Source organism: Rhodococcoides navarretei, from assembly GCF_038069675.1.
Lineage (GTDB): Bacteria > Actinomycetota > Actinomycetes > Mycobacteriales > Mycobacteriaceae > Rhodococcoides > Rhodococcoides navarretei.
Map to the genome: position 1 here is coordinate 3,082,987 of NZ_JBBPCN010000001.1, position 17,906 is coordinate 3,100,892.

Genomic DNA, 17,906 nt, shown 5'->3' on the forward strand with positions numbered 1-17,906 from the left:
GTCGATATGGAAGGTCAGGACTGGCCGCAGGCCGCGAGGACCAGCTCCTTGACGCGAGCCGCATCGGCCTGGCCGCGTGTTGCCTTCATCACCGCACCGACGATGGCACCGGCTGCCTGAACCTTGCCGCTGCGGATCTTCTCGACAACACCGGGATTGGCGGCCAGGGCCTCGTCGACAGCGGCCTGCAATTTCGTGTCGTCCTTCTCCAGCACCAGGTTTCGCGCAGACATCACCTGCGCCGGCTCACCCTCTCCCGCCAGTACCCCGTCCACCACCTGACGAGCACCGTTGTTGTTGAGCTTGCCGTCCGCAACCAGCGCGGCCACCTCGGCGACCTGAGCCGGAGTGATGGCCAGATCGGTCAGCTCGACACCGGCGATATTGGCCTGCTGAGCCAGGTACGACACCCACCACGACCGCGCGGCCTGCGCCGACGCACCGGCCTCGACCGTCGCCGAGACGAGCTCGAGCGCACCGGAATTCACGAGGTCGCGCATCTCCTCGTCCGAGACACCCCACTCCTTCTGAATCCGACCGCGGCGCAACCACGGCAGCTCGGGCAACGTCTCCCGGAGCTCCTCGATCCACGCCGCGTCGGGAGCGACAGGTGCCAGATCGGGCTCGGGGAAGTAGCGGTAGTCCTCGGCGGTCTCCTTCTTGCGGCCGGCGGTGGTGGTGCCGTCGGACTCCTGGAAGTGCCGAGTCTCCTGCGTCACCTCGCCGCCCGATTCGAGCACCGCTGCCTGACGGCGCATCTCGTACCGAACGGCAACCTCGACGCTCTTGAGCGAGTTGACGTTCTTCGTCTCGGTGCGCGTGCCGAATTCGGTTGCCGTCTTCTCCATCAGCGACACGTTGGCGTCGCAACGCAACGAACCCTGGTCCATCCGCACATCGGACACGTTCAGTGACTTCAACAGGTCACGCAACGCGGTGACGTATGCACGGGCGACCTCGGGCGCGCGCGCACCGGTTCCCGTGATGGTCTTGGTCACGATCTCCACCAACGGCACACCGGCACGGTTGTAATCGAGCAGCGAATGCGATGCCCCCTCGATGCGGCCGGTCGCCCCACCGACGTGCGTCGACTTACCGGTGTCCTCCTCCATGTGCGCTCGTTCGATCTCGACGCGGAACGTACTGCCGTCGTCGAGCAGAACGTCGAGGTAGCCCTCGGTCGCAATCGGCTCGTCGTACTGGGAGATCTGATAGTTCTTCGGCTGATCCGGGTAGAAGTAGTTCTTACGAGCGAACCGCCCCCACGGTGTAATCGAGCAGTTGAGCGCCAGCCCGATCCGAATCGCCGACTCCACCGCGGCGGAATTGACCACCGGAAGCGCGCCGGGGAGGCTCAGGCACACGGGGCACACCTGCGTGTTCGGCTCCGCACCGAACTCGGTGGGGCAGCCACAGAACATCTTGGTCGCCGTACCCAACTCCACGTGGACCTCCATGCCCAACACGGGGTCGAACTTGGCGAGCACATCGTCGTAATCGATCAAATCGACGGTTGCAGCAGTCATGCACGCAAGTTTATGTCCTACCCACTGTCGGTCGTGCCCGCAGGCTCCACTCCGGCAGGAAAGCGCGAGTGATCATGCGTGTTCGCTACCGTGCACGGGTGACTCCCCCGGAGAAGCAGACACTGCCCCGACCGCGCTGATGACACCGGTTCAGCCGAAGAACGCGGCGGCGTCGTCGTATCGGGTCTGCGGTACCCGCTTGAGTTGCTTGGTGGCCTCGGCCAAGGACACCAGGCCGATTTCGGTTCCGCGCAGCGAGACCATCTTGCCGAAGTCCCCCGAATGGGCTGCATCGGTCGCGTTGACGCCGAATCGTGTTGCGAGAACGCGGTCGTACGGCGTCGGCGTTCCACCTCGCTGGACGTGGCCGAGGACCGTGGTGCGAACTTCTTTGTTGATGCGGCGCTCGATCTCGACGCCGAGCTGGTGGGCAACCCCGGTGAATCGAACGTGCCCGAACTCGTCGATACCGCCGTCGAGTAGCTCCATCGAACCCTCGAGCGGCTTGGCCCCCTCGGCAACGACGCAGATGAAGTGCGAGTCTCCTCGCTGAAAGCGCTTGCGCACCAACGTGCAGACTTCTTCGACGTCGAACGGTTGCTCCGGGATCAGCGTCATGTGCGAACCCGACGCCAGGCCGGCGTGCAGAGCGATCCACCCGGCGTGCCGACCCATCACCTCGACGAGCATCACGCGCTGATGGGATTCCGCGGTGCTGTGCAAGCGGTCGATCGCATCGGTGGCGATCGTCAGTGCCGTGTCGAAGCCGAATGTGACGTCGGTGCAGTCGATGTCGTTGTCGATCGTCTTGGGCACACCGACCACCGGCACACCCTCTTCCGACAACCATGCGGCCGCGGTGAGGGTCCCTTCCCCACCGATCGGGATCAACACATCGATGCCGTTGTCCTCGAGAGTCTGCTTGACCCGGTCGAGTCCGGCGCGCAACACATCCGGATTGGTGCGCGCGGTGCCGAGCATCGTGCCGCCCTTGGTGAGCAACCGGTCGTTGCGGTCGTCGTTGCGCAGTTGCACCCGACGGTCTTCGAGAAGCCCGCGCCATCCGTCCTGGAAACCGACGACAGAGGAGCCGTACCGAGCGTCCGCGGTGCGGACGACTGCGCGAATCACCGCATTCAGCCCTGGGCAATCGCCGCCTCCGGTCAGAACTCCGATGCGCATCGGTTGTCGCCTCTCTGCTCGCAGGTCCGTGAAGCGGACCCAGTGACGGACGTCAGCCTAATCGGGCGTGGGATGCTGCGCGCGTCGGTACCGTTCGGCCCTCACTTCGGTGTGACGACGCCGGTCTCGTAGGCAAGCACGACGGCCTGGGCGCGGTCGCGCAATCCGAGCTTTGCGAGAACCTTGCCGACGTGCGTCTTCACGGTCTGTTCGGCGAGAAACAGCGAGGCCGCAATCTCCGAATTGGACATGCCGGTGGCGATGAGTTCGAGGACCTCGCGTTCCCGCGGAGTCAGATCGCTCAGCCGTGGCGACCCGTGTCGCCGCGATCCCCGCCGGGAGGTGACGTCGGCGATGAGCCGTCTCGTCACCGAGGGGGCCAGCAACGCCTCGCCGGCGGCGACGACCCGAACACCGCGAATCAACTCCTCGGCCGGGGCATCCTTGAGCAGAAAACCACTCGCACCGAGAGCCAGCGCCTCGTAGACGTAGTCATCGATGTCGAACGTGGTCAGCATCAGAATGCGTACCGGCGACGGAAGCGATGCGGTGAGAATCGCGCGAGCAGCATCGAGACCGTTCATCTCGGGCATTCTCACGTCCATCAGCACCACGTCGGGCAACAGCCGGGCGACCTCCCTGACCGCCGTTCTGCCGTTGTCGGCGTCTCCGACGACGGAAATGTCGGCCTGAGCGCCGAGGAGCGCACCGAAACCCTGCCGCACCATTGCCTGGTCGTCGGCGATGAACACCGTGGTAGCCACGGGCAACAGCCTAGGCGAGATCGTTCCGAACACCCGATGCAGTCGATATCGGCATGCCGTTCGGAACGTGCACCGCTACCTCGAACCCGCCGTCGGGCAGCGCGGTGGCATGCAGCCGGCCGTGTGCGGCGCGCGCACGATCGCGCATGCCCGCTATCCCGTGCCCACCGGTGTCGGATCCGGCGGTGCGTCCGACACTCGTGTTCGGTGACGGCGCATTGACCACCGTCATGACGACGGTGCTCGGCCCGACGGTGATGTCGACGGTCACTGCGGCTTCGGGGGCGTGGCGGGCAGCATTCGACAACGACTCCTGCAGAATGCGATACAACGCCAAACCCGTTGTTTCGGCTACTGATTCGACCGGACCGGTGACCGTCCAGCGCACCTCCATACCTGCCTTACGACTCGCCTCGAGGGTACGTTCGAGGTCCAGTGCATTCGGTGCCGGCGCATCCTGCCACTGCTGTCCGTCGCTGCGCAGGACCCCCAGCATTCCCCGGATCTCGTTGAGCGCCTCCCGTGCGGTAGCTCCGATCGACTCGAATTCCTGTGCTGCGGCGACAGATACGTCATCGAGCCGATACGGCGCACTCTGCGCCTGCACGACGACCATCGACATGTGGTGAGCAACAACGTCGTGCAGATCGCGGGCGATCTTGGCCTTCTCCTCGAGAACGGTGCGTCGGGTGCGCTCGAGTTCACTGACTTCCTCTTGCTGCGCGAGCTGCCTGCGGGAGAGAACGAGCCAGCGGATCAACAGTCCGAACACCACGACTGCGGTCAGACCCACCGACCAGCCGACGCCGTCCGAGCCCGGCATGTAGGCGAAGAACACGAGCATGCTGGCCAACCAGGCCAGGAGAAGCAGCGACGCAGGTGACCTCAGAGCGACGGCGAACAACAACGACAGCAGAACAAGAATGTGCACTACCTGCCAGGGATAGTCGTAGCCCGCAACGCGATCGAATGCCACCGGAATCACCAGCGCGGACAGCGCCGAGACCGCCCACCCCAGTGCGGGATTGATGCGGATCAACGCGAACGGAAACGCGGCGAGCGCGCCGACGATCGGCAGCAACGGTCCCGAAACATCATGTGTCAAAGGCAATGTCGGCCACGAAATCGAATACAGCACCGCCGTGACCGTGACGATCAGTACGTCGATCGAGCGGAAGCCGGCAATGCGAGTCGGCACTCGACGCCGCACTACTCCGGTGCCGGGTTCTGTCGCTCTGTTCTTACGCACGGACCGAGCTTAAGGAGTGTGAGCCGACCAGGTCGCCATACCTGAGTATCGGTTCGGTCCACTACCCAGGTACCGGGTCGCACTCCGAACGCCCTCCACGGGCGCTGCAGCACGAGACCTGGGTCCGATGTTCGACGGGTACGTCGCTCCTTAGCGTCGAACACCATGAGCAGCAACACTTCTCGTAACTTCGCGTTCCTGGCGGCAGCGATCGTGGCGGTCACGTCCACGACCGGCGCAGCATCGACACCGCCGGCTGTAGACTCGACTTCACCGGTCGCGGTGTCGCTGCACGCACTGATCACCGAGTCGCCGGACACCGCCGTCCTGAGCATTCCCGACGATTTCACGTCGGTGATGGGGTACCGGCCTCGGGTGCAGGACGGCATCGCGGAGAACCCGCGCGGAGGCTGTTCGTCGCCCGTCCCCCTGCCGTCGGAATTCGATTCCGCATGCAAGGCCCACGATCTGGGTTACGACCTCATTCGGTACGCCGCTGCCACGGGAGCAACAGTGGCCCCGCAGTGGCGCAGGTCGGTCGACGCCCAGCTCGAGACGCGCATGCACGCCGCCTGCGTGGACCGGGCCGACGACGGATCCCGTCGAGTATGCGACGCCGCCGCATCGGTGGCGTCAACCGCCGTCGACGTCAATTCCTGGCGACAGTCCTTCGGAGCACCGATGGCCGAACCCATGTTGCCGTTCGTGTCGGGCAGCGCAGGCATCGCGCTGATTGCGCTGTCGGTGACCGCAACCGGCCGGTATGTGCACCGACGCGCATTGTCGGCCGAACTGATGCCCGAGCCGGCGGTTCACGCATGATCGGCTCGATTGCCGGAGTCGACGCAGTCGGCAGGCGAAGCGGTGCAAGGACAGTCGACACTGCATCCTCGCCGTCGACTGGCAGCCGAGTTCCTCGAATCGGAACCTCCGTTGCACTCACCGCTGCGGTGATGGTGTCGTCCGCTCCTTCGCTGCTCCCACGGCCGGCCGCCACCCAAGCCGTGTTGACCGGTGTACTGATGGCGAGTGCGCTCGCCGTGGTGTGGTCGGCCCGGCGCGCACTCGGCTCACGGAAGCTCGATCGAGTGCGCCTGCGGGCCTGGGCGGCGGGTGCCGGGACACTGACGGCGATCGCGTCGTCGGTCGCGAATCTTCGGTGGCAGAACCGACTACGAGCCGCCATGGATGTCGACACGGTCCAGTGGTGGTACGCACTGGACGTCGCTGCAGGGGCGATCTGTGTTGCGCTGCTTCTCTGCGGACTGGGCCGTGCGGCCACGAGAATCGGCGGTGCACTCGGCGGTCATCGATCGGTGATCCTGATTGCGATCGCCGGTCTCATGGCGTACTTCGTTGCCGCACCCGCCGTCTGGTCTGCGATGTCGACCTCGTTCTCTGCCTCGAATTCGGCGCTCGACGATGCCGTGACCACTCCGAGCTCGACAACGAGGTCCGGGGCACCGGATTCGCTCGTCCCGTGGCGCACCCTCGGCAGAGAGGGCCGGAAGTTCGTCTCCGGTGGTCTCGACCTCGAGACAGTGCGCATCTACGTCGGGCTCGATTCGGCACCCGCGCTCGATCGGCGGGTCGCATTGGCCGTCGCGGACATGGATCGCGCCGGTGCCTTCGAGCGCAGCGTGGTGGTCGTCGCGATACCGACCGGATCGGGGTGGGTGGACGAGAACGCTGTCATCGGAGCCGAGAGCAGGTTCGGCGGCGATGTCGCCACGGTGGCGGTGCAGTACTCGAACAAGCCCAGTTGGGCGACGTTCCTGTTCGCCGAGGACGACGCGCGCCGCTCGGCGAACGCAATGGTTCGTGCGGTCGCTACGCGAGCGGCGTCGGAATCGACACCGCCCGACGTGATCGTCTACGGCCAGAGTTTGGGTGCCGTGGCGGGAAGCGACGCGTACGTGTCGCTCGAGCGCAGCGATCCCAGTGTCTGCGGTGCCGTCTGGGCAGGTCCACCCGCCGGAGCCGTGAACGCGGAGGGCTCGACGATAGTGGCCAATTCCTCCGATCCCGTCGTTCGCTGGTCCGCCGAGCTGCTGTGGTCACCGCCGGACACGTCGATCACCCGACCCGACGCACCGACGCCGATGTGGCTGCCCCTCGTGAGTTTCGTTCAGACGTCCGTCGATCTCGCGGCGGCGCTCGACGTCGACGCAGGTCACGGCCATCGGTACGGCACCGACCAAGGTACGAATATGCCGCGATGCCGGTAACGACAAGGCCGGGCGTCAGTCGAGCAGCCCCAATCGTCCACCGAGCCAATCCATTTCCTGCTCCAGCGCCGGGGCCCACACCTGCATCGAGTGCCCACCGGGCAACTCCCTGTAGTGCACGTCGAGACCTGCAGCCTGTGCTGCAGAGAAGGCCCGCTCGGTTTGCGGTCGGAACTCCTCGTCGTCGGCACCGACTACGAAAGCACCGGCCGAATCGGGAAAGCTGTTGCGCGAAAGTATGTTCAGCGGCGTCTCGCGCTCGAAACGCGCCTCGTTCGCCGGGGTGTCCGTGCCGTATGCCGCTGCAACGGATTCGCTTCTCGTCCCCCGGCGTTGCTCGTCCTCACCGGAGATGTCGAGAAAGGTGGGGTACACCGACGGTGCCGTCACCGCCAGCTGCAGCGCACACGTTCCCCCGTAGGAATAGCCGCCCACCGCCCAGGCTCGCGGATCCGAGGACACCCGAAAATTCGACCGAATCCAGTGCGGCACATCGACGGACAGGTACGTAGCGGCATTTCCGAGGTCCGAATCCATGCACATCGGATTTGCCTCGGTGTCACCCAGGCCGTCGGCCACCACGACGATCGGGGCCGCACCGCCGTGACGTGCTGCGAAGGCGTCCATCGTCTGGGCCAGACGACCACCCTCGATCCAGTCGACGACATGGCCGGGTTGGCCGGTGAGGAGCACCAGCACCGGTAGGTCGCTCGCTCCGGCGTCGTACGACGCCGGAAGGTAGACGGTCGCGGGCCGCGCGGCGAAATGCGACACCGTGCCGGGCACGTCCACATCCATCAACCTGCCGGTGCCCTCGGTCTCGACGGCCGGTCGGTGGCCCAGCGCGACGGCCACCGTCGGGTATCGGGTGACGGTCAGATTGGTCAGTAACATCGCCACCACCAGAAGCGACGCGACAAGTCCGAGCACGCTCAGCGGGCCGAACACCGTTCGCAGCGCTCGGCCACGCCGGACCCTCAACACCACAGTGACGACCAGCACAGCCGTCCCGACAGCGGTCGCAGCCAACGCGACCGCCGGCACCGCACCGGACAGCAGTGGCAGATGAGCCAAGTCGGCGGCCCACCGATGCAGCACCTCGAACTACCTCAGAGCGCCGCGAGCGGCCTCGTATGCGGCACCGACACGGTAGAGCCGCTCGTCCGCGAACGCCGGAGCCATGATCTGCAGACCCACGGGCAGTCCGTCCTCGGAGGCAAGACCCGACGGTACCGACATCGCGCAGTGGCCCGCGAGGTTCGTCGGCAGCGTGCACAGGTCGTTGAGATACATCGCCATCGGATCGTCGACCTTGTCGCCCAACGGGAATGCCGTCGTCGGGGTCGTCGGCGACACCAGCACGTCGACCTTCTCGTATGCGGCATCGAAGTCGCGTGCGATCAACGTGCGCACCTTCAGGGCCGAACCGTAGTAGGCGTCGTAGTAGCCCGCCGAGAGTGCGTACGTTCCGATCATGATACGGCGCTTGACTTCCGGTCCGAACCCCTGCGCGCGCGTGGTGGCCATGACCTGCTCGGCGCTGTGCTTGCCGTCGTCACCCGCGCGCAATCCGTACCGCATGCCGTCGAACCGAGCCAGGTTGGACGACACCTCCGACGGAAGAATCAAGTAGTAGGCGGCCAACGCATGCACGAAGTTGGGACACGACACCTCGACCACCTCGGCACCGAGCTCGGTGAGGGTGGCCACCGCGGCGTCGAACGACGAGATGACACCGGGCTGGTACTTGTCCGAGTGCAGTTCCTTGACGACACCGACGCGAACGCCTGTCAGGTCACCGCGAGCGCCTTCTCGGGCCGCTTGCACGACCGGTCGAACCGCCGTGTCCACCGACGTGGAATCTCGCGCGTCGTACCCGGCGATGACCTCGTGCAGCAACGCGGTGTCGAGCACGGTTCGACCACACGGGCCACCCTGATCGAGTGAGGACGCACAGGCGATCAGTCCGTAACGGGAGACGCTGCCGTAGGTCGGCTTGGTTCCCACGGTGCCGGTCAGGGCCGCCGGCTGACGAATCGATCCGCCGGTGTCGGTGCCGATGGCCAGAGGGGCCTGGTACGAGGCGAGCGCCGCTGCACTGCCTCCGCCCGAGCCGCCGGGAATCCGCGTGGTGTCCCAGGGGTTCTTGGTCGGTCCGTACGCCGAGTTCTCGGTCGACGAGCCCATCGCGAACTCGTCCATGTTGGTCTTGCCCAGTACCGGAATGCCCGCAGCCCGCAGCTTCGCGGTCAACGTCGAGTCGTACGGCGACATCCACCCGTCGAGAATCTTCGATCCGGCCGTCGTCGGCATGTCCGTGGTGGTGAACACGTCCTTGAGCGCGAGCGGAACGCCGGCCAGGGCCGATGCGGGTGCCTGCCCCGCAGCCAGCCCGGCATCGACGTCGGTCGCCGCCGAGAGTGCCTCGACCCCCGCGACATGCAGGAATGCGTGCAGGTCACCGTCGACCTCGGAGATCCGGTCCAGATGCGCCTGAGTCACCTCGACCGCGCTGACGTCACGAGCATGAATACGGGTGGCGAGCTCGGACGCATCGAGCTTCGTCAGGTCGGTCATTCGCTCTCTCCCAAAATCTGCGGCACCGCGAAACGGCCCTCTTCGGCGTTCGGTGCGCCGGACAGCGATTGCTCCGGCGTCAGGCCGGGAACGATCACGTCGGGACGCGTCACGTTGACGATGTCGCTGGGGTTGGCCGTGGGCGGAACGTCGTCCGTCGCCACCTCCGCCACTGCCTTGACGTGATGAAGAATCGAATCCAGCTGGCCGGCGAACTCGTCGAGTTCGGCATCGCCGAGAGCCAATCGCGACAGCCGGGCGAGGTGGGCGACCTCGTCGCGGGAGATGTCTGGCACCGCGTAGACCCCTTTCACACAGTAGGAGCGGAGCCTGCCGAAGCGGCCCCGTATTTGTGCAGAGCGAACCGTTCAGGTTCGCGAACGCGGTCCAGCCTAGTGCGCAGCACTACGCAGGCTGCACTCACGCCTGGCGGCTGCTCCGGGTGTCAGAATTGTCACGGCTCGCGTTGCGCGAGGTACCGGACAGGTCGAAGATGCAAGGATTGCTCGCGCCGGGGTTCACCGTGTTCCCTTCGCAGTGGCCGAAGTACGCCAGAAGTCGACAAGGGAGCTGCCATGTCCTACCTGCTCCGCGTCCAGCTACCGGACCGGCCGGGCAGCCTCGGATCGTTGGCCGTCGCGCTCGGTTCGGTCGGGGCGGACATTCTCTCGCTCGACGTCATCGAACGTGGCGACGGCTATGCCGTCGACGATCTGGTGGTCGATGTCGCGCCCGGTTCGCTTCCCGACACGCTGATCACGGCCGCCGAGAACCTCGACGACGTCCGGGTCGATTCCATTCGGCCGTACACCGGCGTGCTCGACACACACCGCGAGCTGGAATTGATCGATCGCGTCGCCGCGGCGTCCGATGACCGGCTGCAGGTGCTCGTCGACGGCGCTCCCCGCGTCCTGCGAGTGGGGTGGAGCACCGTCGTCGCCACCAACGCGCACGGTCCGTTCCGTCTCGTGGGGAGCTCAGGAGCTCCCGAGACCCACGCCGCCGAACTGCCGTGGTTCCCATTGACAGCCCCCGCCGCTCTGGATGCCGACGCAGAGTGGGTCCCCCAGGTGTGGCGCGACATGGACACCAAGATCGCCGCTGCTCCCCTCGGCACCACCGGCACCGTGCTCATGCTGGGCAGACCGGGAGGTCCGGAATTCCGGCCGTCGGAGGTGGCCCGACTCGGATACCTCGCCGGCATCGTCGCGACGGTACTGAACTGACTCGTCCGCGCCCGATCAGTCCTGCGCGTCCGGTTCGGCCGGAGCCACCGCGTCGGGTCCCTCCGTCAACAACAGGGTGAAACCCGCTTCGTCCAGCACCGGTACGCCGAGCTCGATTGCCTTGTCGTGCTTGGAACCCGGGGCTTCGCCGACAACCACGAACGCCGTCTTCTTGGAGACCGAGCCCGCGGCCTTACCGCCGCGCAGCAGAATCGCTTCCTTGGCTTCGTCGCGCGAATACGACGTCAACGACCCGGTGACCACGATCGAGAGTCCCTCGAGGTTGCGCTCGATCGACGCGTCGCGCTCGTCCTCCATCCGCACACCGGCATTGCGCCACTTCTCGACGATGGCCCGGTGCCAGTCGACGTCGAACCACTCGGAGACAGCGGCCGCAATGGTGCCGCCTACCCCGTCCACCGCCGACAGCTCCTCGACGGACGCGGCCTCGATCCGCTCCAGGCTGCCGAATTCTCCGGCGAGGGCCCGTGCGGCGGAGGGGCCGACGTGGCGGATGGACAGGCTCACCAGCACTCGCCACAGGGGCTGATTCTTGGCGGTGGACAGGTTGTCGAGCAGTTTGCGTCCGGTAGCCGACAACGCGCCTGACTTGGTGCGGAAGATCGCCGTCTTCATCAGGTCGTCCTCGGTGAGCGAGAACAGATCACCCTCGTCCTCGATCGCACCGGTGGCCAGAAGATCCGTCGCTGCTTCGTATCCGAGACCCTCGATATCGAATCGCTGCCGTTCGGCCACGAAGAACACCCGCTCGCGGCGTTGCGCCGGGCAAAACTGTGAATTGGGGCAGCGCAGGTCCGCGTCCCCGTCCTTGGCCGGCGCCAACGGCGTGGAGCATTCCGGACATTCGGTGGGCATGACGAACTCGGTCTCGTCACCGGTCCTGGCATCGGCGACCGGACCCAGCACCTCCGGAATGACCTCTCCCGCTTTGCGAATCGTGACGGTGTCACCGATCAGAACGCCTTTGCGTTTGACCTCCGACGCATTGTGCAGGGTTGCCAGAGACACCGTGGAACCCGCGACCAGCACCGGCGTCATGTACGCGAACGGGGTCACTCGCCCGGTTCGGCCGACGCTGACCCGAATGTCGAGCAGGGTGGTGGTGACTTCCTCGGGTGGATACTTGTACGCGATGGCCCACCGCGGCGCTCGCGACGTCGTTCCCAGCCGGCGGTGCAACGACATCTCGTCGATCTTGACCACCAGACCGTCGATCTCGTGTTCGACGTCGTGGCGGTGCTGGTCCCAGTAGTCGACCTTCTCGATGACGGCGTCGATGCCCTGCACGCGCGCCGTGTGGGTGGAGATCGGCAGACCCCACGCCTGCAGAGCCTCGTACGCATGCCATTGCGAATCGGGGGTGAAGCCGACCATCCGTCCGAAGCCGTGACAGATCATGCCCAGACGTCGTTTCGAGGTGACGGCCGGGTTCTTCTGACGAAGCGAGCCTGCCGCCGAGTTCCGTGGATTGGCGAACGGGGGTTTGCCCTCCTCGACGAGTGCCGCGTTCAGCGCCTGGAAGTCCTCCAACCGGAAGAACACCTCACCGCGCACCTCGAGCAGCTCCGGGACGGGATACTCGTCGCTGCCGGTCAAGGTATCGGGAATGTCGTCGATCGTCCGAGCGTTCAGCGTGACGTCCTCGCCGGTACGCCCATCACCTCGGGTGGCACCGCGCACCAGAGTGCCGTTCTCGTACACCAGGTTCAACGCCACGCCGTCGATCTTGACCTCGCACAGATAGTCCAGATCGGACCCTGCCTCGGTCTCGACCCGCTTGGCCCAGGCGCGAAGCTCGTCGTGATCGAACACGTTGTCCAGGCTCAGCATTCGTTCCAGATGGTCGACGGCGGTGAACTCCGTCGCGAAACCGCCGCCCACGAGTTGGGTCGGCGAGTCCGCCGTGCGCAGATCCGGGTGCGCTCGTTCGAGATCGTTCAGTTCGCGGAGCAGGGCGTCGAACTCACCGTCCGACACGATGGGTGAATCGCGTACGTAGTAACGGAACTGATGTCCACGTACTTCCTCGGCCAGCGTCTGCCACCGTTCACGGTCGGCGGAGGTGGCGGGATCGAGTTCGACTCCGGCAGCCTCGGCGGCATCGTCGGTTCCTGCAGGCAGTTCGGTCGGTTCGGGCACGTCTCGAAGATTATCCGAACCCACCGACAGGCAGGCACCGACTATCGCCCCATCAACCCCAGCAACAGCGTCGCGCTGACGAGCGCCACCGCGCAGATACCGGCGGTCAGCGCGAAACCGTTCACGAAGGATTCTGCGTAGATGCCGCCCAGCACGGAGGCCATCACCGACAGCAGCACTCCGGCGGGCAATCCACGTCGTTGGGCGTCCGATAACCGATGCATCGGACGATCATCGCAGAAGCTCCGACCCGAGCGCACCGGCGCGGTGGCCGCGGGTGGTTCGGGTTCTCAGATCTCGTCGATGACCAAACTGTTGCCGCCGGACTGCTTGGACCGGTACATCGCCGCGTCCGCCGTCCGTGCTGCCCTTCCGACCACCGACTTACCCACGTCCCACAGGGCGGAGTCCTCGCGGAGCAGTGCCATTCCCACGCTGACGGTGACGGGGATGTCGTCTCGGCGGTCGGCGAGCACCCGAACCGCGTCGAAGCCGAGATCGACCATCCCCCGCGCGTCGCCGACCATCGCGACCAGGAATTCCTCGCCGCCGGTTCGGGCGAGCACACCGCCCTGGTGCCGCACGAGGCGGCGCAGCCGATCGGCGACTCGAACGATCACCTCGTCGCCGCGGCTGTGCCCGAAGTTGTCGTTGACGGCCTTGAACTTGTCGATGTCGACCACGAGGAAAGCCATGGACATGGTCCCTCTGTTCGCCTGTTGCCACAGATCGAGCAGTTCACTGTCGATGCCGCGCCGGTTGTACACCCCGGTCAACGGGTCGAGCACGGACCTCTTGGCATCGTTGGACAGCGTCGTCCACGCCACCTGGGCGAACACGGGTACTCCGACGGTGGCGAGAAGGAGAACCACGGTGGCCGTTGCCACCGAAGGCCCGTCGATGTACGCGACCTCGCCGTTCATCACTGCCACGAACACGCGGATGCCGAACCCGATGATGAACGTCGCGGTCCACACCAGGTGCGCGACGAGCAATCGAGGGCTGAGAAAATACGTACAGAACGCCCCGGTGACGGCGAAGAGCACCGTCCCGATCAGCGAGGCAACGGGCGCGTAGAGCAGCAGAACCGACGTGGTCAGAATGTCACCGAAGGCGAGGAATCCCACGAAGAACTTCTTGCCCGGAATCGGGCCCAACACGCACCGTGCGGCGACGAGCACCTGAATCACCAGTACGAAGAAGACCCACCCGATTGCCAGGGAGCCGCGTGGACCGAGATCGGAGAACAGCATCAGAATCGAGGTGAGCGCGTACATGAGTACCGCCGAGCCGAACACGACCCGAATGATCCCGGTCAGCGGTCGGGTCGATCGGTGGTTGATGATCCACTCGAAATCGTGCGGCGCTCGATACCAGTCGGAGGTGGCCGCGGCCAGTTTCGCTACCAGACCTCGACGGTGCCTGCCCGAACGCCGGCGGGAGGCAACCTCATCGAAGTCGCGACCACCTGATGCCATTTCTCGAACTCCCACCGATTCAACAGACCCCCGACGGCCATGTGAATAGTGTCACACCTATTCGACGCCCTAATAGTCGTTGGCTCGAACGGAGCGAAGTCTGCGACACAGGACGCCGACGCGCTGTGCGATCTCACAACGAATCCGGTGAATCTCCGAACGCAGCGGCCACGTCCCGGGCGAGTCCTGTTGCGCGACGGGCCCACTCCAGTGTGCTGCCGGCCAATCCGCACGTAGGAGTCACCGAAATCAGCGAGGCGAGGACAGATCTGTCGAAACCGAGGCGGTCGATCAACGTGACACCCGGCTCGGCCAGTTCGCGCCAATGGGGCGGCCGCACGGGGTCTTCGGACGGAATCAACCCGAGCATCAACGTCTTGCCGGATTGCAGCAGCTCGCCGACCCCGTCGAAGTCGCTGCGGCGCAGCGCCGTCGCGTCGACGGCGACCGCAGCGGCACGCGAACGGCGAAGCAGGTCGAAGGGAACGTCGCCGTCGCAGCAATGCACCGCGACGGGAAGGTCGATCGTCTCGATCAGCGAATCGAGGAGGTCGAGAACATCCGGTTGGGGGACTGCCCGCACCGAATCGAGCCCGGTGATGCCCGTCAGGCTACCGGCCAGAACGGCTGCGAGACTGGGCTCGTCGAGCTGAACGACGACGTCGGCTCCCAGGCGATGCGCCAACTCGGCGCAATGCAGACGCAGTCCCTCGCCGAGGGACTCCGCGAAATGCCGTAGGGCCCCGCGATCGGTGAGGGCTCGATGGCCGTGCCGAAGTTCGACCTGCGCTGCCATCGTGAACGGCCCGGCGGCCTGCACCTTGACGGTGCGGCCACTGCCGCGCAGCCCCGACACCTCCCACAGTTCCTCGAGTACATCGAGGTCCTCGGCGAGAAAATCGGCTGCGCGACGGCCGGCGATCATCGGACGTGGCACGACGCGATAGCCGGAGGTGCGCACGTCGAGTTCGACGTCGACCATGATGGCTCCGGTGCGACCGATCATGTCCGCTCCGAGGCCGCGAGCCGGAAGCTCGACGAGGTGCGGAAGTTCGGCGAACTCGCCGACGACAACGGCTGCTGCTTCACTGATGTCCGTACCCGGCCACGAACCGATGCCGGTCGCCAGCCCTGCGAAAGTGCTCGGGGTCACTCGCGCTCGGATCGAGTGCCCGAGATGGTCGAGCTGCCGATGACGATGTCTCCGTGAATGTCCTTGCGGTACAGCACCGCTGCCTGCCCCTTGGCGACACCGGTCAACGGAGTCCGCAGCTGGATCTCCATCCCGTCGCCCGCGGCCTCGGCGACGGCCTCGGTCAGCCCGCCGTGTGCGCGAACCTGGACGACACATTCGATGGGGCCGGTCGGAGCACTGCCCTCGGTCCACACCGCGCGGTCTCCGCTGATCGCCCAGACGTCGAGCTTCTGCGCAGAACCGACCATGACGGTGCCGCTCTCCGGTTCGATCGAGGTGACGTAGCGGGGACGACCGTCGGCGGCAGGACCTTCGACACCGAGGCCCTTGCGTTGCCCGATGGTGAAACCGTGTACGCCCTCGTGGTCTGCCAGTTCGGCTCCGGTCTCGGAGTCGACGACCTTGCCCGGGCGCACACCGATGTGTGCGCCGAGGAACGCCCGCGTGTCGCCCGAGGGGATGAAGCAGATGTCGTGGCTGTCGGGCTTGTCCGCAACGGCGAGCCCACGCTCGGCCGCTTCCTCGCGGATCTCCGATTTGGGGGTGTCTCCGATGGGGAACATCGCGCGCGAGAGCTGGGCCTGATTCAGTACGGCCAAGACGTACGACTGGTCCTTGTCCGCGTCCACGGCCCGGCGTAGGACTCCGTCGTGCAATTGCGCGTAGTGCCCGGTGGCGACGGCATCGAAGCCCAGTGCCAGGGCCCGGTCCGCCAGAGCGGAGAACTTGATCTTCTCGTTGCAGCGCAGGCACGGATTGGGCGTCTCGCCTGCGGCATAGGAAGCGACGAAATCGTCGATGACGTCCTCTTTGAAGCGATCGGCGAAATCCCATACGTAGAACGGGATTCCGAGCACGTCGGCAGCTCTGCGAGCATCACCTGCGTCCTCCTTGGAGCAGCACCCGCGCGATCCGGTGCGCAGAGCGCCCGGAGCCGTCGACAGAGCAAGGTGCACACCGACGACATCGTGGCCCTCGTCCACGGCACGGGCCGCGGCCACGGCCGAGTCGACTCCCCCGCTCATAGCAGCCAGAACACGCATCAACGATTTCCTCCTCGAGCTCCGACACCGGCAAGTCCGGCGGCACGAGCACGTTCGACGACCTGCGGCAGCGCCGCAAGCACAGTGGTGACGTCCGAATCGGACGAGCCGGCTCCCAGCGAGAACCGAAGCGATCCGCGAGCCACAGCGGGATCGCACCCGAGCGCGATCAGTACATGGCTGGCGCTGGCCACGCCTGCGGTGCAGGCGGAACCCGTCGAGCATTCTATGCCCGCCGCATCGAGCAGCATCAACAACGAATCGCCTTCGCAACCCGGGAAGGTGAAGTGCACGTTGCCCGCGAGTCGGTCGTCGCCTTCCGGGCCGTTGAGGATGGCGTCGGGAACGGCATCTCTGATTCCGACGATCAACCGATCGCGCAACGCTCGCAGTTCTGCACGGTGCCGAGCCGAGTTCTGCACCGTCGTCCGCAGCGCGGCTGCCATCGAAACGACGCCTGCTGTGTCCGGGGTGCCGGATCGAACGTCTCGTTCGTGTCCCCCACCGTGAAAGAGCGGAACACACGGAACCTGGCGTCCGAGCAGCAGCGCGCCGATACCTTGGGGGCCGCCGAACTTGTGTGCGGCGATACTGAGTGCGGACAGACCGCTCTCGGAGAAATCGACGGGCAGATGCGGGACCGCCTGGACCGCATCGCTGTGCATCGGAACCCCGTATTCGGCGGCCACGGAAGCGAGCTCGGCGATCGGCATGACGGTGCCGATTTCGTTGTTGGCCCACATCACCGTGACCAGCGCGGTCTCGTCTGCATGCAAGGCCAATTCGGCGCGCAGCACATCGGCGGTGACCCGCCCCTCGGTGTCGACCGGGAGCCAGGTCACACGTGCACCTTCGTGCGCAACGAGCCACTCCACTGCATCGAGCACCGCGTGATGCTCGACCGAGCTGGCGATGATCCTGGTCAGTGCGGCATCGGAGTCCCGCCGAGCCGCGAAGATGCCCTTGACGGCGAGGTTGTCGCTCTCGGTACCGCCGGAGGTGAAGATCACCTCGGAGGGACGCGCGCCGAGGTCTGCAGCGATCGACTCGCGAGACTCTTCCACTCGACGCCGAGCGGATCGACCGGAGGTGTGCAGCGAGGACGCGTTGCCCACCGTGGCGAACACAGAGGTCATCGCCTCGATCGCGCTCGGCAGCATCGGAGTCGTCGCTGCGTGATCGAGATACACCGGTGGCCGCGGCGGGGCGGAAGCAGTCGTACTGCGCACAGAAGGCATGACAGGCTAGACGATACCCGCTGTCGTGACCGCGGACCTA

General features: G+C 65.9%; 16 protein-coding genes. 3 read left to right on the top strand and 13 right to left on the bottom strand.

Translation table 11 applies throughout. The features are described 5' to 3' along the window. Nucleotides 1-14 precede the first annotated feature (14 nt). From gatB to AABD04_RS14500, 4 genes are all read right to left on the bottom strand, one after another. The gene (gatB, locus tag AABD04_RS14485) at nucleotides 15-1,526 is read right to left on the bottom strand and encodes an Asp-tRNA(Asn)/Glu-tRNA(Gln) amidotransferase subunit GatB (protein WP_341441588.1); all 1,512 of its coding nucleotides are present in this window, start codon (nucleotides 1,524-1,526) and stop codon (nucleotides 15-17) included. A gap of 150 nt (nucleotides 1,527-1,676) precedes the next feature. Next, nucleotides 1,677-2,708, bottom strand: coding sequence for an ATP-dependent 6-phosphofructokinase (locus tag AABD04_RS14490; protein WP_243593429.1), 1,032 nt, complete (start codon nucleotides 2,706-2,708; stop codon nucleotides 1,677-1,679). A 101-nt stretch (nucleotides 2,709-2,809) separates the two neighbouring features. Beyond that, nucleotides 2,810-3,472 carry a response regulator transcription factor gene (locus tag AABD04_RS14495; RefSeq protein ID WP_341441589.1) on the bottom strand — a complete coding sequence of 221 codons (663 nt, stop codon included), beginning with the start codon at nucleotides 3,470-3,472 and terminating at the stop codon, nucleotides 2,810-2,812. Between the two features lie 10 nt (nucleotides 3,473-3,482). Then, nucleotides 3,483-4,721: a sensor histidine kinase gene (locus AABD04_RS14500; RefSeq protein ID WP_423228151.1), complete on the bottom strand. Its 1,239-nt coding sequence runs from the start codon at nucleotides 4,719-4,721 to the stop codon at nucleotides 3,483-3,485. Nucleotides 4,722-4,886: 165 nt separating this feature from the next. Between AABD04_RS14500 and AABD04_RS14505 the strand changes: the two genes are divergently transcribed. Beyond that, nucleotides 4,887-5,543 carry a hypothetical protein gene (locus AABD04_RS14505; RefSeq protein ID WP_341441590.1) on the top strand — a complete coding sequence of 219 codons (657 nt, stop codon included), beginning with the start codon at nucleotides 4,887-4,889 and terminating at the stop codon, nucleotides 5,541-5,543. Continuing rightward, nucleotides 5,540-6,949, top strand: a complete 1,410-nt coding sequence (locus tag AABD04_RS14510; protein WP_341441591.1) for an alpha/beta-hydrolase family protein — start codon at nucleotides 5,540-5,542, stop codon at nucleotides 6,947-6,949. The genes AABD04_RS14505 and AABD04_RS14510 overlap by 4 nt, the downstream gene beginning before the upstream one ends. Nucleotides 6,950-6,964: 15 nt before the next feature. On the opposite strand, the gene AABD04_RS14515 is transcribed toward AABD04_RS14510, so the two are convergent. Genes AABD04_RS14515 through gatC form a run of 3 tightly spaced genes read right to left on the bottom strand, consistent with a single transcriptional unit; the run spans nucleotide 6,965 to nucleotide 9,822 of the window. Then, nucleotides 6,965-8,047 carry an alpha/beta hydrolase gene (locus AABD04_RS14515; RefSeq protein ID WP_341441592.1) on the bottom strand — a complete coding sequence of 361 codons (1,083 nt, stop codon included), beginning with the start codon at nucleotides 8,045-8,047 and terminating at the stop codon, nucleotides 6,965-6,967. Nucleotides 8,048-8,053: 6 nt separating this feature from the next. After that, complete coding sequence (gene gatA / locus AABD04_RS14520; protein ID WP_341441593.1) at nucleotides 8,054-9,526, bottom strand: Asp-tRNA(Asn)/Glu-tRNA(Gln) amidotransferase subunit GatA; 1,473 nt, start codon at nucleotides 9,524-9,526, stop codon at nucleotides 8,054-8,056. Then, a complete protein-coding gene (gatC, locus tag AABD04_RS14525; protein ID WP_243593435.1) occupies nucleotides 9,523-9,822 on the bottom strand; it encodes an Asp-tRNA(Asn)/Glu-tRNA(Gln) amidotransferase subunit GatC in 300 nt (99 codons plus the stop codon). The genes gatA and gatC overlap by 4 nt, the downstream gene beginning before the upstream one ends. Nucleotides 9,823-10,101: 279 nt before the next feature. On the opposite strand from gatC, the gene AABD04_RS14530 reads away from it, so the two are divergent. Further along, the gene (locus AABD04_RS14530; protein ID WP_243593436.1) at nucleotides 10,102-10,752 is read left to right on the top strand and encodes an ACT domain-containing protein; all 651 of its coding nucleotides are present in this window, start codon (nucleotides 10,102-10,104) and stop codon (nucleotides 10,750-10,752) included. Between the two features lie 15 nt (nucleotides 10,753-10,767). Here AABD04_RS14530 and ligA read toward each other — a convergent pair whose 3' ends face one another. From ligA to AABD04_RS14560, 6 genes are all read right to left on the bottom strand, one after another. After that, nucleotides 10,768-12,912 (bottom strand): NAD-dependent DNA ligase LigA, encoded by a 2,145-nt coding sequence (ligA, locus tag AABD04_RS14535; RefSeq protein ID WP_423228152.1) that lies wholly within the window; start codon nucleotides 12,910-12,912, stop codon nucleotides 10,768-10,770. Between the two features lie 41 nt (nucleotides 12,913-12,953). After that, nucleotides 12,954-13,136, bottom strand: coding sequence for a hypothetical protein (locus AABD04_RS14540; RefSeq protein WP_243593437.1), 183 nt, complete (start codon nucleotides 13,134-13,136; stop codon nucleotides 12,954-12,956). Nucleotides 13,137-13,202: 66 nt separating this feature from the next. Beyond that, nucleotides 13,203-14,390 (bottom strand): GGDEF domain-containing protein, encoded by a 1,188-nt coding sequence (locus AABD04_RS14545; protein ID WP_335740809.1) that lies wholly within the window; start codon nucleotides 14,388-14,390, stop codon nucleotides 13,203-13,205. Nucleotides 14,391-14,523: 133 nt separating this feature from the next. Further along, nucleotides 14,524-15,543 carry a methionine synthase gene (locus tag AABD04_RS14550; RefSeq protein ID WP_341441594.1) on the bottom strand — a complete coding sequence of 340 codons (1,020 nt, stop codon included), beginning with the start codon at nucleotides 15,541-15,543 and terminating at the stop codon, nucleotides 14,524-14,526. Continuing rightward, nucleotides 15,540-16,628, bottom strand: a complete 1,089-nt coding sequence (gene mnmA / locus AABD04_RS14555; RefSeq protein WP_243593440.1) for a tRNA 2-thiouridine(34) synthase MnmA — start codon at nucleotides 16,626-16,628, stop codon at nucleotides 15,540-15,542. Before mnmA ends, AABD04_RS14550 begins: the two co-directional genes overlap by 4 nt. Next, a complete protein-coding gene (locus tag AABD04_RS14560) occupies nucleotides 16,628-17,866 on the bottom strand; it encodes a cysteine desulfurase family protein (RefSeq protein WP_341441595.1) in 1,239 nt (412 codons plus the stop codon). The genes mnmA and AABD04_RS14560 overlap by 1 nt, the downstream gene beginning before the upstream one ends. Between the last annotated feature and the right edge of the window lie 40 nt (nucleotides 17,867-17,906).

Bases quoted from the DNA above. Each gene is read 5' to 3' on its own strand.
- gatB (WP_341441588.1), bottom strand. From the start codon at position 1,526: ATGACTGCTGCAACCGTCGATTTGATCGATTACGACGATGTGCTCGCC.
- AABD04_RS14490 (WP_243593429.1), bottom strand. From the start codon at position 2,708: ATGCGCATCGGAGTTCTGACCGGAGGCGGCGATTGCCCAGGGCTGAAT.
- AABD04_RS14505 (WP_341441590.1), top strand. From the start codon at position 4,887: ATGAGCAGCAACACTTCTCGTAACTTCGCGTTCCTGGCGGCAGCGATC.
- AABD04_RS14510 (WP_341441591.1), top strand. From the start codon at position 5,540: ATGATCGGCTCGATTGCCGGAGTCGACGCAGTCGGCAGGCGAAGCGGT.
- gatA (WP_341441593.1), bottom strand. From the start codon at position 9,526: ATGACCGACCTGACGAAGCTCGATGCGTCCGAGCTCGCCACCCGTATT.
- AABD04_RS14530 (WP_243593436.1), top strand. From the start codon at position 10,102: ATGTCCTACCTGCTCCGCGTCCAGCTACCGGACCGGCCGGGCAGCCTC.
- AABD04_RS14540 (WP_243593437.1), bottom strand. From the start codon at position 13,136: ATGCATCGGTTATCGGACGCCCAACGACGTGGATTGCCCGCCGGAGTG.
- AABD04_RS14545 (WP_335740809.1), bottom strand. From the start codon at position 14,390: ATGGCATCAGGTGGTCGCGACTTCGATGAGGTTGCCTCCCGCCGGCGT.
- mnmA (WP_243593440.1), bottom strand. From the start codon at position 16,628: ATGCGTGTTCTGGCTGCTATGAGCGGGGGAGTCGACTCGGCCGTGGCC.
- AABD04_RS14560 (WP_341441595.1), bottom strand. From the start codon at position 17,866: ATGCCTTCTGTGCGCAGTACGACTGCTTCCGCCCCGCCGCGGCCACCG.